Origin of the sequence: Bacillus sp. Marseille-P3661, assembly GCF_900240995.1 — a bacterium.
GTDB lineage: Bacteria > Bacillota > Bacilli > Bacillales > Bacillaceae_J > OESV01.
This window is the reverse complement of sequence record NZ_LT965953.1, coordinates 2,252,092-2,268,318: the sequence shown is the minus strand read 5'-3', so window position 1 is coordinate 2,268,318 and position 16,227 is coordinate 2,252,092. Positions and strand designations below refer to the sequence as shown.

Below are 16,227 nucleotides of genomic sequence, written 5' to 3'. Positions count from 1 at the left end.
TTAACGTTTCGTCTCAGGAAATTAAATCCATCCAAATATCTTTCCGGCAATAATATAAATCATTTCACGAGTCAATGGTTTAGCAGGATCCCATTTCTTTAACTCTTCTAAGTAACTGTTATCGAAATCTTTATAAGGTAAGCCTTCAATAATTTTTACGGTTTCATCTACAGTTAAATCTACGGTTTCCTTTTCCACAAAATACTCACTTAAGTACTGAGCATTTTCAGCATATTTTGGATTTTTCATCTGCAATACACGGTACGGATATAATAATAAATTTGATAATGATTTATTACTTGCAACCTTTTCTATAGATATGTCATTCGTATAGCCACCAAATACAGCACGGTGATTTAATAATTCTCTAATAGCCGGGTAATACCATTTATCCTCATAAGGATATGGAACGTCAAACTCAGCTACCTCTAGCCCCTGTTGCTCCATTAAAGCTTGTAATTCAGCTATCGCTCCTTTATCTTGAGCCAACTGATGAAAATCTATGTTTTTTGTGATTGAAAAAGCACTAGCAACACCTGCGGCATCACCGGTTGCCATACCGGTTGGGACAATTCGGACACTTCCTTGAGCTAGAGAAGAATATCCACCGGATCGCCCGACTACTAAAAGGTTTTTAATGTTTTGTGGAACAAGACTTCTGAACGGTATACCGTACTGGGTTGGATTAACAACTACAGCACCTGGATCATCTACAGAGGTTGCTTGGATATCAGATGGGTATCCGCCATAAGCAATTGTATCCCAATGATATTTATTTTCCCATAAATCACTTACAGGTAATTGGTAAAGTGAATAAATATGTCTTGTTTCACGTACATATAAATCTTCGGGGTACGAGGCGATTTTTGCATTTTCAAATCCAGGGAAATTCTCTTTCAACCAAGCTAATATATGCTTAGTTTCTTCCTTGCCTCGTTCAATGCCTTCTTGTCTCGATTGTGGGTCTAACGCATCTACACCAAAAATTTGTAAAGCATTAATATAATAACCTTCATCATTGCGGATTAAATTAAAGCCTCGCAATCTCATATTCGGATCTTTTGGTTTATAAGTTTCACGTATACCTACAAATCCCCATGCCGCTTCATTTGTTACCTCTGCAGTCCCGAAGGTTTCTTCTTTGGCAACTTGTTTAATTTTACTCCAATCAACATCACTAAAGTGAATCATTAAAGTGACAGCCATTAATCTTCCAGCTTGTCCCACGTCCTCAGCACCTATGAAATATGGCACACCGCTTTGAACAGCTAGATCAGCATCCTGTGTGGCATCAATATATTTTTTTGCAACCACAGTATATTGCTTATTTTCTTTAGTTAGTTTTAATGAGGAAATCTCATGGGAACCATCCTTAACTACTGAAGAAACAGATGTATTTAATAATAGTGAAAGATTGTCCTGTCTATATACAAGGTTTAAAAAAGCATTATTAGCTTTTTCTATTTCAAACGATTGACCATTACCAACGAGATCATGCCATTCTTCAAATGTTCCACTGCTTAAGATCACATTATTAATACCGTGTGGAAAGTCAAGAACATTCATTTTACCGTATGTAAATAATCCACCAAGACCGTCCCTAGCAGAAACCAGTAGTGTATGTGCTCCTGTTTTAGCGGCAGATAATGCAGCTGCTACAGCTTCGGGATCGTCACCGATAACAATAACATCAAATGATTGAATGTCATTTTCGTTTTCAAAAAAGGAAGGATCAATTTTATCTTTCGCAGCAACATCTGGATTTTTATAATATTCCATTCCTTTCATCAGCGCATAACCAATACCAATCAGGAAAATTAAAATACCGACACTAATAATAAGCTTTTTCATAAATGTACCTCATTTTTATAAAATTTCGCATTCATACTATCAAATGATAACATTAATTAAATATTGATGAAAGAATCTTATCAAAATGAGATTTAAAACAATAGGTTTGTCCGAAAACTACATAAAAGGACGCTAATTTTTATTTGCAACTTATTTGTAATTTTTAAGATGTAACTTAAACACATTTAACATTTCTTTGGACTCATCTAGGCGATAGATTCTTGCTGGATTTTTATTTGTGTCCCAGTCAGTTCCACTCCACCAAATTGCTACCTTTATTTCAGGGAATTTATGAATATTTGCAAACATATTTTGAATCCACTGTATTTTGTCACCGCCATATGAGCTAGAACCAAATTCCGTGATCATTAATGGCTTTTCAGATAGCTGAGTATACTCTTTATATAATGGTTTATAAAGTTCATAAAAATTGTTCCATGTCTCACCTTTATAGTACGTTCCGGTATTATATGCAGTCAAACCGACGATATCAACATATTGATCACCTGGATAATACATAAGAGAATGGTTCCATGCAAAACCTGGTTTTGATTCATGGTTTGGATTCCAAACCCATAAAACATTATTTACGCCGTTTTGATCAAATATTTTATAGAAATGCTTCCATACTTCCTTGTATATTTCTGTATCTTTTGAATGGTGATAACTAGAATAAGCACACCAATCTCCATTCATTTCATTATTTAATCGAAAAAGGATTGGGTGGCCGAATTTTTTAATATCTCTTGCGTATTGCGTAAGCTCCTTATCGAATTGACCGTCTAAGATTTTATAAAGAACGCCTTCATTATCTTGCTTATAAAAATATGTTTGCAATGTAAGCTCTACAATTTTGTTTTCTTTAAAGGCTTTGTTCATTTGCTCTTTAGGAAACACGAATTCATCTAAACTTTGATAGCGAATAATAAAGTGAAATGGAAAGGAAAGCTCTTTTTCGATTTTTTGTAACGGCTTTAAATTATCAGGGGCAGAAGGTTCAAAGATTCCCCAAGTTAGTGGACTGGACCTTGAAAAATATTCTTCATAATAGCTGCAGTTTCTTGATTGAATTTTTTATCAACTTTTTTTATATAACTAGTAGGGGCGGTTGTAATCTCATTTGGTTTAGTAATTTTGAAACTATTTATTATTTTTATGTCATTTACAATTGGCTTTGATGATTTTATAAGAATGGTAAAAACTTCATGTTTGTTTTTGACAATTTCGGCAGAAACATAATAATTTTTATCATTGTTTACATTTTTTAACTTTTTTCGATGCCATTTGAGTACATGTACTTTTTTACCTGAAATCAATTCATTATTTTTATATGTCATGGTATGATCTTGGTGGTTTTTAATAAATTGATTGCTATAGTTTATATACTTGTTAGCATCATGTACTGTATTATAAAAATTATCATAATAAATTTCGATATGTGTATCCTTGTCATACAGAAGTGATCGTATTGCTTTTAGGCTTTCATCAACACTCATATGTTCCGGATAAGATAATTCATATCCATTATTCGAATTATAGTAGGTTTTGTAAGAAGAAGTATTTTGTCCATTAACATGTGATTGAAATTGAAAGAATCCTAATATATAAAATACAATAGCAAATATCCTAGAATTACAAATGTTCATAACCTCTCCTTAATATTTTTTTGATTCTTAATTGGTTGAGAATACTTCATACGAAAATTATATTTATTGTGCCCGCACAAATAATTAAAATACCAAATTCAGTAAATTGCTGCTTGGGGGATATCACAAAAAAGGACGAAACGTAATGTTTCGCCCTTCCATATACCTTTTTGTTAATATTAATAGATATTAATTACACTTGGCTGAATATCTGTTTCGGATTCAGTATGAATAGTAATAATTCTAGACTTTGAATCCCAATTCACTTTAGCACCTAATGACTCACTAACAAATCTTAAAGGTACGAGAGTTCGTCCATCAATTATTTTAGCTGGAACATCAATTTTAAGTTGTTGCCCATTTATTATAGGTTGATTTGAGCCGATGACTAATGTTATTGATGTGCCATCTTTTGTAGCATACACGGTTTGCGTTTGACTATCATAAGACACAGCTGCACCTAGTGACTCGAAAATCTTTCGTAACGGGACAAGTGTTCTGCTATCCTCTATCCGAGGGTCAACATCAAATGCTAATTCACTGCCATTCGAAAAAACTATGATTTTATCGGATGCTAAGGCATGGGTTGTTACTAGAGAGCCGACTAAGATAAACGCAAGGACAGTAAACATATACTTGTGAATTAGATTCATATAATTTCTTCCTTTCTAATAGATGATGAATAAAACTATCATATTAGCATTAAGTATGAAGTGATTCTTCAATGGATTATGCAAATTATGTATGCTAAATCTAATAGATATGTATAGTATAACATTTTTCTCTTGAAATGAAATTGATAGGTTAATAGAAGAATAAGGAAATGAGGGTGAATCATTATTTCTATAGTTTAGCTAGCATTAGGACAGGCTTTTATGAAGGGGGAAGTGCCGAATCATTTCTTCAACCAAATGGTGTTTTATAGTAAAGCACGTTCATCACAAATATTTATAAGTGCACACTAAAAAATCTCGCGATATGGTATTATATGCAATACAATAAACGGAAATATGATTTAACAGATACCACGAAACTAAAAGGAGTATCTATATGGTAGCGTATGAGGAAGTACTAATAAATTTACAAGAAAATTATAAAGTTAATGACATTAATCTAGGAAGTAGTGAGGTAATCTTTATTCTAGAATCTCCACATGTTCAGGAATTAAAACATGGTGTTCCAGTTGCAGGGCCCTCAGGATTAACAATGTCCAAATGTATTTTTGGAACTCAGGCAACCAAACCTCTAGGATTGCAGTTAAAAGGGTTAAAGGAAAAGAATGATGTTCAAGAAATTCTTTGCAAAATAGGGTTAATGAACGTTTGTCAAATACCTATGCAGCGTAGTGCATATTCGCAGGTAGTATGTGAGGAACACCAGAGTTTCTTTGACTATATGGAAAAAATACGTATTTCAAACGAGAGAATGTATTATAAAGATCAAAACTTAAATGAATTACAAAAGTTACTTGTAGAACAATTTGCGAGAAGGCTCACTGAACTGTCTGGACCAAATCTGACTTTAATACCTTGCGGTCGTTTCGCTCAGAAATTTTTAAAATTAGTAATGGAATTAGACTTGGATACAAACTGGACAGTGATCGAAGGTGTTCCCCACCCATCATATAATAGTTGGGCAAGGCAACAATATCTGCCTGTTATAAATTGTATTAAAGACAGTTTAAATTGTTAATTGTTATTCAATCTTTTGTTGACCGGTTTTGTTCTTCGCGAATTTGGAACCATCGATCATGTGCCATTTCTACAAACTTTTTTTCTTTGGTTTGATTTTTTAAGGAAATCACTTTAGAGAAATATACAATAGCCTTGTTAGGATTATCTAATTTGCGGTAAAGCTCTCCCATTAAATAAAGCAGTCGAATCGTGGACAGTTTGGAATTCTTGAGGTCACCTTCATAATAGCTTTTTTCAAATGCTTCGACAGCATGGCGGAGAAATCTTTTTTCTTGGTCTAAGTTTTGCTCTATTCGGTAAATCCATGATAATCTTAAGAGGATCCCTGCCATCGCAAGTGGCTTTTCATTTTTTAAAGAGCCCGATAGAATAGCTAGTTTATAAGAATCTATGGCTGTTTTATTAGAACGCACGTCACCATAATGGCTTTGACCCCTCCATCGACGTGTAATATTATCAAATAACTTTTCTTTCACGCCCGGAAGAAAGTACGTACTTGCTTCATCGGAAAAAGCATAACCACAGGATGGACATACATTAATATAATATAGTAAAGGATTGGCATCTTCTTGGAGATAATCAGTAAAAAAATCAGTATCCAATTCGCCTGCTCGTTTGAATTTTGAACGAACCTTTTTTGTTTTAAATGTAAACTCACATAATAAACATTTTATTGAACGATCATAAAGTGGATTTTCCGAATCTGGAGTATCAGTCATAAAATCACCTTTGTAAATTAGTATATTCTTAGTATACTTTTCTACTGTGTAAATAGTACTAAAAATGTTTTCAATCATAAAACTTAGCTTAAAATGAAAACGACGCACGAGAAATGTGCGTCGTTTTGTTTTGAAACATTTTAAAAACTTTATATTACATCCATTTTATTTTGGGTTCTGTTTTGTTAAGAATTCGTTTTATATTGGCACGGTGGCGGTAGATAACGAAAAGCGCAAGAATAGACATAACGATAATTAACAAAATATCGCCAATAACTACACAATATATGACACCCAGTACCCCTGCTACCATAGAGGAAAGCGAAACATATTTTGAAAGATATAAGGTAATAAAGAATGCTACTAGTAATAATAAGAATAATGACGGGCTATAAAATAAAAAAACACCTGCCGATGTTGCAACAGCTTTCCCACCTTTAAATTTTGCAAATATTGGATATGTATGACCGACTACAGCCGCTATACCAACTATTAACGGATGAAAATCAACTTCAAAAAGAATAGGTAAGCTTGCCGCTAAAGTACCCTTGAGAATATCGGCAATTGTAACAATTAAACCTGCTTTAATTCCCAATACACGAAAAGTGTTCGTTCCACCTAAATTTCCACTTCCATGTTCACGAATATCGATGTTGTAACCGATTTTTCCTACGATGAGTGCAAAAGGAATTGAACCTAATAAATAAGATAATATTAAAATGAAAAAAACTGTCATGATCGAACTCCTTCTTTTAAACTTATTTTATTTTAGCATGAGTTTTATTAAAAGGCATTAAGTATCGTGTTTTTATTATCTGTAATAAATCGAGATAAATAAAATTATTACGACAGTTTTTAATATGCGTATTTAATTTCTTCTTTAGTATCCATTTTTGCCAATGTTTTCTCTTACTCAATTAATCTATGAAAAAGGTTTTCTTTTTACTGTTAATTTCGTAGGATGATAGGGGGAGGAGAAAAAATGTCGAATATTGTAACTCAGCAAAAGCGTCTGTTTAAAAGAAAGACACCGATTGTAATTGGCATGTTGCTTTCCATAATGGTTGTAGTTATAAGTGCCACCCTGTTATTTTTGTATTTGCAAAGTAATAAGAAAGCAACTTTTTTTGATATTAAAAACCCGATCATTTTTCAAGGTTCAATATATAAGGAAGAGGCTGTTATAAAGAATGACACAGTTTATTTACCATTGACGTTTATTAAAGAAAATATGGATGACAGTCTTATATTTGATGAACAATCATCTTCTGTGATAATAACGACAGAAAACAAAGTCATTCAGCTGCCAAACGAGCAGTTGCAGTATACTGTAAATGATATGCCACCGATGAAACTTCAGATGCCTGCTTTAGTAACTGTAGATGGTAGCATGTACCTTGAATTTGGACCATTGACTTCCATTTATCCTTTTAAGGTTCAATATTTGGAAGAAACCGGAGCGATAAAGATTGTAAAGCATGGAGATATTGTTTTGCCGGCTATTGTAAAAGAGGAGTATAAAAATAATGATAAAGATCTTCGCATTCGTGTAACGCCAAACCGTTATGCTGCTTATGTAGATGAGTTAATTGCGGGAGAACAAATTGAGGTTGAAAATGACGTCCAAAATTATTATTTCATTCGAAAAGAAAATGGAATAGCTGGTTATGTATCAAAAGAAGTGGTAGAGCTCCAGGACCCTAAAATGATAACTATTAAAAGTGCAACAATATCAGAACCCGAAGTCCAAACTCCTCCGTTAAATTGGCCAATTAACCTAACTTGGGAAGCTGTTTATTCAGAAAATCCAGACCCTACAAAAATTCCCGTTATGCCAGGACTAAATGTGATATCACCTACTTGGTTTTCTATAAAAAATGCAGAAGGTGATATTAGCAATCTTGCGTCACTCAATTATGTTGAATGGGCAAAAAGCAAAGGATACCACGTATGGGCTGTATTTTCAAATGATTTTGATCCAGTAAAAACACATGAAACTTTAAAGGATTTTCAAACACGTAAAAAAATGATACGACAGTTGCTGCAATATTCAGCAATGTATAAACTTGATGGAATAAATATTGATTTTGAAAATGTGAATGTTGAAGATCGTGATTTACTTACACAATTTGTTGAAGAATTAACAGCCTATCTTCATCAAGCAGGTTTAACTGTATCAATGGATATTACCTTTATATCTAACAGTGAAAATTGGTCGATGTTTTATGATCGTGAAAAGCTGGGTAAGATCGTCGATTATTTAATGGTAATGGCCTATGACGAGCATTGGGCAACATCACCTGTAGCAGGAAGTGTCTCTAGTTTACCGTGGGTTGAAAAAAATTTAGCTAAGTTATTAGAAGTGGTTCCAAATGAACGCTTAATTCTTGGAATTCCTACTTATACTAGGATATGGAAAGAGCAAAAAACTCCTGGCGGTAATATTGAAGTATCATCAAAAGCTTATGGTATGGAAGATACTTATAAATGGATAAGTGATCGGAATTTGCAGCCACAATACTATGAAAAATCTGGCCAAGACTTTGTCCAATTTACAGACGAAAAAGAACAAGCAACCTATAAAATATGGCTTGAAAATGAAAAATCTCTTCAAAAAAGAGCACAGCTTGTTCATAAGTATCAATTAGCCGGAATTGCTAGTTGGAATCGTAGTTTTGCTAATGAAAGTATGTGGAGTATAGTAGATCAATCTTTAAAACAATTAGAACCAATCAAAAAAGAAGAAAAGTAAGACCTATTCTTTGCATTCAAAGGAAAGATTTTGTTTAATAAAGGTAAGATAAAGGTTTGGAGTGATCAGGATGGTTATCGAAAATCCAAGTCGGCAAGAAATAGGTAAAATATTAAAAGAAAAGAAAAGAATCGCAGTTGTTGGTTTGTCTGATAATCCCTACCGAACTTCTTATATGATTTCGGAAGCAATGCAAAAAGCAGGGTATGAAATTATACCAGTAAATCCAAATATTAAGAGTTCCTTAGGTGTAAAGGCAGTATCTTCGTTAAAAGAAATTGAAGGACATGTTGATATCGTAAATGTGTTTAGACGATCACAATATTTACCAGCGCTTGCAAAGGAAGCAGTTGAGATTGGCGCAGATGTGTTTTGGGCTCAATCTGGAGTTGTAAATGAAGAAGCATATCGGTATTTAAAAGAAAATGATATTATTGTTATCATGGATCGTTGTATAAAAGTAGAGCATGCAATGACAAAATAAAAAAACAAATCTTGAATTAATCTCTGCTAATGCAGGGATTTTTCTTTTTCTCTCGAAAGTAACTAGTTGCGAAATCTATTTCAATCGCTACAATAAACGTTAGATACTTAACGGTTAATTCAACTAACTGTCTTAGGGTTCATAAAAACACCTACTGATAGAGTTTCACTTTATGGTAAGATAGATTTCTGAAGGGTATGTTCGAAAGGGGTTTAGACAATTGGTTAATAAACAACAGTTTGATTATAATGACGACGCAATCCAGGTTCTCGAGGGATTAGAGGCCGTTCGAAAACGCCCTGGTATGTATATAGGGAGCACAGATGCTCGCGGATTACATCATCTTGTTTATGAGATTGTTGACAATGCCGTTGATGAAGCCTTATCCGGGCACGGCAATCATATACAAGTCATCATACATAAAGATAACAGTATAACCGTTGAGGATGAAGGACGTGGCATGCCGACGGGGATGCATAAGATGGGGAAGCCCACGCCAGAGGTTATTTTAACGGTTCTTCATGCTGGTGGGAAATTTGGACAAGGTGGATACAAGACAAGTGGTGGTTTACACGGTGTGGGGGCCTCGGTTGTAAATGCCTTATCTGAAACACTGACCGTAACCATTAAACGTGATGGTCATATCTACCGCCAACGCTTTGAGAACGGTGGTCAACCGGTTACAACTTTGGAAAAAATCGGGAAAACAAAACAAACAGGCACTGCCATTCATTTTAAACCCGATCCGACTATCTTTAGTTCGACTGTGTTTAATTATGATACATTGGGTGAACGGTTACGTGAGTCCGCTTTTTTGTTGAAAGGGCTTAAAATTTCACTTAAAGATGAACGACATCAATTAGAAGATGTATTTCACTTTGAATCTGGAATTAAGGCATTCGTTGATTTTTTAAACGAAGATAAAGATGTTTTGCATCAGGTTGTTGCGTTTGAAGGTGAGCAACAAGGAATTGAAGTGGAGTTTGCATTCCAGTTTAATGATGGCTATTCCGAAAATATCTTATCTTTCGTAAATAATGTTCGCACTAAAGATGGCGGTACACATGAAGCCGGATCAAAAACAGCAATGACGCGGGTATTCAATGATTTTGCACGCAAAGTAAATTTATTAAAAGAAAAAGATAAAAATCTAGATGGCAACGATATTCGCGAAGGCTTGACTGCGATTGTTTCAGTTCGAATTCCTGAAGAGAAGCTTCAGTTTGAAGGTCAAACAAAAGGGAAACTTGGAACAAGTGAAGCTCGATCAGCGGTGGATGGAGTTGTTTCTGAGAATTTAGCTTATTTTCTAGAGGAAAATCCCGATATTAGTTCGTTACTGATCAAAAAATCGATTAAAGCAGCAGAAGCGCGTGAAGCTGCTAGGAAAGCACGTGAGGAAGCGCGCAGTGGCAAAAAGAAAAAACGAAAAGAATCAATGCTAAGTGGAAAATTAACACCTGCACAATCAAGAAATCCTCAGAAAAATGAGTTGTACCTAGTAGAGGGTGATTCAGCAGGCGGCTCCGCTAAACAAGGTAGGGATCGTCGTTTCCAAGCCGTTCTACCATTACGTGGTAAAGTTATTAATACTGAAAAAGCCAAACTAGCAGATATCTTCAAAAATGAAGAAATAAATACAATTATTCATGCCATTGGTGCTGGAGTTGGCTCTGATTTTGATATAGGGGATATTAATTATGATAAGATCATCATCATGACGGATGCGGATACTGATGGTGCACATATTCAAGTCTTGCTATTAACCTTTTTCTATCGCTATATGAAATCATTGATTGAAGAAGGCAAGGTATATATCGCTCTTCCTCCTCTTTATAAAGTGAGTAAAGGGACTGGAAAAAAAGAAGTGATTGAATATGCTTGGGATGATAATGAGCTAAAAGGTGCAATAAAAAAGGTTGGTAGGGGTTATATCATTCAGCGCTATAAAGGTCTTGGTGAAATGAATGCCGACCAGCTCTGGGAAACTACGATGAATCCAGAAACTAGAACGTTAATTCGTGTGAAAATAGAAGATATTGCTCGTGCCGAGCGACGTATAACCACTCTTATGGGTGATAAAGTTGAGCCAAGACGTAAGTGGATTGAGTCCAACGTAGCGTTTGGTCTTGAAGACGATTTGAATATTTTAGAAAACGAAAATTTGTCAATTGATCGAGGTGAATAGATTTTGTCTTTATTTGATAAAGTAATGGAATTACCTCTTGAAGATGTGCTAGGTGACCGTTTTGGTCGCTATAGTAAATATATAATCCAAGATCGGGCGTTACCGGATGCCCGTGATGGTTTAAAGCCAGTGCAAAGACGGATTTTATATGCCATGTATCAAGAAGGAAATACTAATGAAAAGCCCTATAGAAAATCTGCTAAAACAGTTGGTAATGTAATTGGTAATTACCATCCACATGGTGACTCGTCTGTTTATGAAGCAATGGTGCGGATGAGTCAGGATTGGAAGGTACGCAATGTTTTAATACAAATGCACGGGAATAACGGTAGTATTGATGGAGATCCGCCTGCGGCAATGCGTTATACAGAAGCGAGACTTTCTGCGATTGCATCAGAACTTTTACGTGATATTGAGAAAAATACCGTCGATTTTACGCCAAACTTTGATGATACGATTAATGAACCAACTGTCTTACCGGCGATGTTTCCAAATCTGTTAGTCAATGGATCAACAGGGATTTCGGCTGGATATGCAACTGAAATTCCACCTCACCATTTAGGTGAAGTCATTGATGGCGTTATTATGAGAATAGATAATCCTACTTGTACTGTACAGGATTTAATGAAAGTAATTAAAGGTCCTGATTTCCCAACTGGTGGTATTATCCAGGGGATAGATGGTATTCAAAAAGCTTATGAAACCGGTAAAGGTCGAATTGTTATACGAGGCCGTGCAGCAATTGAGGATTTACGAGGTGGCAAACAACAAATTGTGATTGATGAGATCCCGTTTGAAGTAAATAAAGCCAATCTTGTAAAAAAAATTGATGAATTCAGGATTGACCGCCGTATGGATGGGATTTCAGAAGTTCGAGATGAAACGGATCGTACAGGCTTAAGAATTGTAATTGAATTAAAGAAAGATGCAGATGCCACGGGTGTCTTGAATTACCTTTATAAAAATTCCGATTTGCAGGTATCGTATAATTTTAATATGGTAGCAATTGCAAATCGTACACCAAAACAAATGAGTTTACCGCAAATTTTGGATGCTTATATTGGTCATCAAAAAGAGGTTGTAACGAGACGTTCACAATATGAATTGGATAAAGCAAAAGAACGTCAACATATTGTGGAAGGCTTAATCAAAGCCATCTCGATTCTTGATGAAGTAATCGCTACGATTCGCGCATCAAAGGACAAGCGTGATGCAAAAAATAATTTGATGGCTAAATATCAGTTTACAGAACCCCAGGCAGAAGCAATCGTAAATTTACAGTTATATCGTTTAACAAACACGGACATTACAGCGCTTCAAGAAGAAGCTGATGAACTTCAAAAGAAAATAGATATGCTGACAAGCATTTTAAATAGTCCTATAAAATTATTTAATGTCATAAAAAAAGACCTGCTTCACATTAAAAAAACGTATGCGGATGAACGGCGTACGAAAATTGAAGATGTAATTGAAGAAATAATAATTAACCTAGAGGTAATGGTGCCATCAGAAGATGTAATCGTAACTGTAACAAAGGATGGATACATTAAGAGAACATCACCAAGGTCATATGCTGCCTCAAATGGGAAGGATTTCGGTATAAAAGAAAACGATTATTTAATTGGACAATTTGAAATCAATACAACCGATAAGCTATTGTTATTTACCAATAAAGGGAATTACCTTTATATCCCGGTCCATGAGATGCCAGATATCCGCTGGAAAGACTTAGGGCAACACGTTGCTAATATTGTTCCAATTGATAAAAATGAGGATTTAGTACGTGCAGTACCGGTTAAAGAATTTAAAGAAGATGAATACTTGTTATTCTTTACAAAAAATGGAATGATAAAAAAATCACAGCTATCATTATATCAAGCACAACGTTATTCGAAACCGCTCGTTGCAGTTAATTTAAAAGGCGATGATGAGGTTGTAGATGTTCTCATTTCAAATGGGGATCATGATATCTTCATAGCAACTAGAAATGGCTATGGACTGTGGTTTACTGAGGAAGAAGTAAGTATTATGGGACAACGTGCAGCGGGAGTTAAGGCTATTAATTTGAAGGATGGTGACTTCGTTGTTAGTGGGGCTGTCTTTAAACCTGACTCCTCGGTTGAACTAGTGCTCCTTACTCATCGAGGGGCAGCCAAAAAGATGGCGCTAAAAGAATTTGAGAAAACAAGTCGTGCTAAACGTGGATTAGTTATGTTAAGAGAATTAAAATCGAATCCTCATTTTGTTGCTAGTTTAAAAGCTGTCGAAAAAAATCAACTAGTATTTTTGAAAACAGAAAAAGATATTATTACAAGCGTGGATCCTGAGAATTTAAGGTTAAATGATCGTTACAGTAATGGATCGTTTATTATCGATGCTGATGAAAGTGGAAGTATTAAAGAAGTATGGATAGTCTCAAAGGATACAGAACCCATAGACGAGGGGAAAGAGTAGTATATTTATGAAAGTTTAAGCACCGCTCTATGATAGTGGCGGTGCTTTTCTACAAGTTATATTTTCTGAAATGTTTCACATTCAAAACCAAGTACATATCCTGAAAGTTTTAGGTAGTTTAAATAAATAAAGTGAATTTACACAAAATAATGTTGAATAACCTAGACATACTCGAATAGAAAGAGAGAAGGGGTAAAATGAATGTGATACAACAAGTAATTAATCTGTTGAATATGCAAAAATTTGGTAGTGGATTTTTACAAATATTTGGACTGCAGCAAAAGAAAAGAAGTCAAACACCTTGGATTATTACCATCTTGAGTATACTAGCAGCAGGGATCACTGTTAGTTTTTTTAAAAACATTAAAACTGAGCCAAAGCAAACCCGTTTAAGCCTTAATGAAGATTCAGTAAATACATCTTTAAATGCAGGTCGATTAAAACCATTAATCGAAATGGCGAATGAGTTTGCGCCTGATCTAAAAAAATAGTGAAGTAAATCGAGAAGGCTTTCATTACGTTTGAAGCCTTTTCTTTATTGAATAGAGTTAGGAGCATTTTTTTATGATTAAAATGATAATCTGTGATCTGGATGGAACCTTATTAACCGAGAAAAATGAAATAAGTATAAAGGATAAACAAGCTGTAAATATGGCTTTACAGCAAGGCATAGATTTTTGCCTTGCATCAGGTCGAAAGGATATCGATATTAAAGCTGTTGCAAATATGTTAGGATCAAAATTCCATCGTATTAGTCAAAATGGCGGCTTTATTTATACCGTCGAGGAAAAACAACTACATGAAACTACATTTCCGCCTGAAGTAGCAATAGAATTATATGAGCGAATTAAAAAAGAAAATCTAATTACTTTTCTCTCAACGATCGATAAAGAATATGTGGAAGAAAGAACGGAGCATATAATAAAGATTGAAGAAAGATTGTTTAGTCCTGTACTAGAAGAAAAAAATTTGTTAAATAAAATAGGAAAAACTATCTTTCCATCAAAGTTAATTCTTAATGGAACAGAGGAACAAATATGTAAGCTACACAAAGAGCTGACTGAGCAGTATCCCAACGTAATGGATGCCTATATATCTGAATCGAAAATACTGGATATTGTTCCAAAGAATATAAGCAAAGGTAATGCCATTCTTATTTTGCTTGACCACCTTGATATCAATCAAGAGGAAATTGCATGTATTGGGGATTCTTTTAATGATATACCAATGTTTCAATTGACTGAGCACAGCTTTGCGATGGCTACTGCCCATCAGGATGTAAAAAAAGCAGCTACTCATGTTGTAGAAACAGTAGCAGATGCAATTTACGAATTAATCGGAGTGAAAACCGATCAATAAGAGTTACCCCCATAATATACTTATTCTATAAAAAGACTTTAATTGTTGTGCAGCGACATTTAGAATTGTAGTATATTTGTTTAATAATTGCTCATAAATATGTGAGTAACGAGGAAAAGGGGGATTTGTATGAATATTGTAGTAATGGGTGCTGGTGCAGTTGGTGGATATTTCGGTGGAAAGCTAGCTTTTAAGGGAAATAGGGTTACGTTTTTAGTACGCCCCAAACGATATGAACAGCTAAAGAAACACGGTCTAAATGTATATAGTGTTCACGGAGATTTTTCGATTTGCCCTACATTGGCAAAAGACGTAAGCCAAATTAAAGAACCTGATCTAGTTATATTATCTTTAAAAAATTACCATCTAAATGAAGCTCTACCACAAATTAGTGAATTAGTTCAAAAAGGATCAAAAATACTTCCTCTATTAAATGGTGTAGAGCATCTTGATTTGTTGGTTTCAAAGTATGGAAAGGAAAATGTACTAGGAGGTTTATGCCAAATAGAAACAACACTCAATTCACAAGGAGATGTTGTGCAAACAAGTCATATGCAAGATATTATTTTTGGTTCATTGACCTCAGAAAAGTCCCAGATGGTGAATAAGCTTGAAGAAAAGATGAGAGAAGCTGGCATTACTGTAACATTGTCAGAAAATATTTTAACTGATATTTGGAGGAAATATATATTTATTACATCTTTAAGTGGGATTACATCAGCACTACGCCAACCAATTGGAGTTGCAATCAAGGATGTAGAAACCTTTTCATTTTTACAAGAGATGATTAAGGAAATAGTGGCAATCGCTAAACTTAAAGGAGTTTTTATACCAGAGGATATGGGTGATCAGATTATTCAAATGCTCCAAAATCTACCACCCGCAATGACATCATCGATGCATCGTGATCTTCAAAAAGGCCTGCCACTTGAGTTAGATAGTATCCAAGGAGCAGTTTTGAAATTTGCAGCAGAATATGGTGTATCAACTCCAAATGTAAAGGCACTATATTCATTGCTACATCCTTTCAAGAATGGTTCTATCATTGAGTCTGAATGAAAATTAAAAATCCGAAACATT

At 34.6% G+C, this 16,227-nt stretch carries 14 protein-coding genes; 8 read left to right on the top strand and 6 right to left on the bottom strand.

The features are described from left to right. Nucleotides 1-21 precede the first annotated feature (21 nt). The 4 genes from C1724_RS10495 to C1724_RS10480 all read right to left on the bottom strand — a co-directional run bounded on the left by C1724_RS10495 (nt 22) and on the right by C1724_RS10480 (nt 4,150). The gene (locus C1724_RS10495; RefSeq protein WP_102346604.1) at nt 22-1,851 is read right to left on the bottom strand and encodes an FAD-dependent oxidoreductase; all 1,830 of its coding nucleotides are present in this window, start codon (nt 1,849-1,851) and stop codon (nt 22-24) included. 150 nt (nt 1,852-2,001) lie between these two features. Beyond that, nucleotides 2,002-2,730, bottom strand: coding sequence for a glycoside hydrolase family 26 protein (locus C1724_RS10490; protein ID WP_142386537.1), 729 nt, complete (start codon nt 2,728-2,730; stop codon nt 2,002-2,004). A gap of 134 nt (nt 2,731-2,864) precedes the next feature. Continuing rightward, nucleotides 2,865-3,497: a hypothetical protein gene (locus C1724_RS10485; RefSeq protein WP_102346602.1), complete on the bottom strand. Its 633-nt coding sequence runs from the start codon at nt 3,495-3,497 to the stop codon at nt 2,865-2,867. 179 nt (nt 3,498-3,676) lie between these two features. Next, a complete protein-coding gene (locus C1724_RS10480) occupies nt 3,677-4,150 on the bottom strand; it encodes a copper amine oxidase N-terminal domain-containing protein (RefSeq protein WP_102346601.1) in 474 nt (157 codons plus the stop codon). Nucleotides 4,151-4,547: 397 nt separating this feature from the next. Between C1724_RS10480 and C1724_RS10475 the strand changes: the two genes are divergently transcribed. Further along, nucleotides 4,548-5,189, top strand: coding sequence for a hypothetical protein (locus C1724_RS10475; RefSeq protein ID WP_102346600.1), 642 nt, complete (start codon nt 4,548-4,550; stop codon nt 5,187-5,189). 7 nt (nt 5,190-5,196) lie between these two features. Here C1724_RS10475 and C1724_RS10470 read toward each other — a convergent pair whose 3' ends face one another. After that, nucleotides 5,197-5,910 carry a DUF2225 domain-containing protein gene (locus C1724_RS10470; protein ID WP_102346599.1) on the bottom strand — a complete coding sequence of 238 codons (714 nt, stop codon included), beginning with the start codon at nt 5,908-5,910 and terminating at the stop codon, nt 5,197-5,199. A 154-nt stretch (nt 5,911-6,064) separates the two neighbouring features. Beyond that, nucleotides 6,065-6,646 carry a glycerol-3-phosphate 1-O-acyltransferase PlsY gene (gene plsY, locus C1724_RS10465; RefSeq protein WP_102346598.1) on the bottom strand — a complete coding sequence of 194 codons (582 nt, stop codon included), beginning with the start codon at nt 6,644-6,646 and terminating at the stop codon, nt 6,065-6,067. A 246-nt stretch (nt 6,647-6,892) separates the two neighbouring features. On the opposite strand from plsY, the gene C1724_RS10460 reads away from it, so the two are divergent. The 7 genes from C1724_RS10460 (at nt 6,893) to C1724_RS10430 (ending at nt 16,206) form a co-directional block, all read left to right on the top strand. Beyond that, nucleotides 6,893-8,662, top strand: a complete 1,770-nt coding sequence (locus C1724_RS10460) for a glycosyl hydrolase family 18 protein (protein ID WP_102346597.1) — start codon at nt 6,893-6,895, stop codon at nt 8,660-8,662. Nucleotides 8,663-8,732: 70 nt separating this feature from the next. Next, nucleotides 8,733-9,146 carry a CoA-binding protein gene (locus C1724_RS10455; RefSeq protein ID WP_102346596.1) on the top strand — a complete coding sequence of 138 codons (414 nt, stop codon included), beginning with the start codon at nt 8,733-8,735 and terminating at the stop codon, nt 9,144-9,146. A 220-nt stretch (nt 9,147-9,366) separates the two neighbouring features. Then, nucleotides 9,367-11,334 carry a DNA topoisomerase IV subunit B gene (gene parE, locus C1724_RS10450; RefSeq protein ID WP_102346595.1) on the top strand — a complete coding sequence of 656 codons (1,968 nt, stop codon included), beginning with the start codon at nt 9,367-9,369 and terminating at the stop codon, nt 11,332-11,334. Nucleotides 11,335-11,358: 24 nt separating this feature from the next. Continuing rightward, on the top strand, nt 11,359-13,788 hold the full coding sequence (gene parC / locus C1724_RS10445) for a DNA topoisomerase IV subunit A (RefSeq protein ID WP_374703447.1): 2,430 nt from the start codon (nt 11,359-11,361) through the stop codon (nt 13,786-13,788). A gap of 197 nt (nt 13,789-13,985) precedes the next feature. Then, nucleotides 13,986-14,279: a hypothetical protein gene (locus tag C1724_RS10440; RefSeq protein ID WP_102346593.1), complete on the top strand. Its 294-nt coding sequence runs from the start codon at nt 13,986-13,988 to the stop codon at nt 14,277-14,279. 73 nt (nt 14,280-14,352) lie between these two features. Then, nucleotides 14,353-15,147 (top strand): HAD family hydrolase, encoded by a 795-nt coding sequence (locus C1724_RS10435; protein WP_102346592.1) that lies wholly within the window; start codon nt 14,353-14,355, stop codon nt 15,145-15,147. Between the two features lie 129 nt (nt 15,148-15,276). Next, complete coding sequence (locus C1724_RS10430) at nt 15,277-16,206, top strand: ketopantoate reductase family protein (protein ID WP_102346591.1); 930 nt, start codon at nt 15,277-15,279, stop codon at nt 16,204-16,206. Nucleotides 16,207-16,227 lie beyond the last annotated feature (21 nt).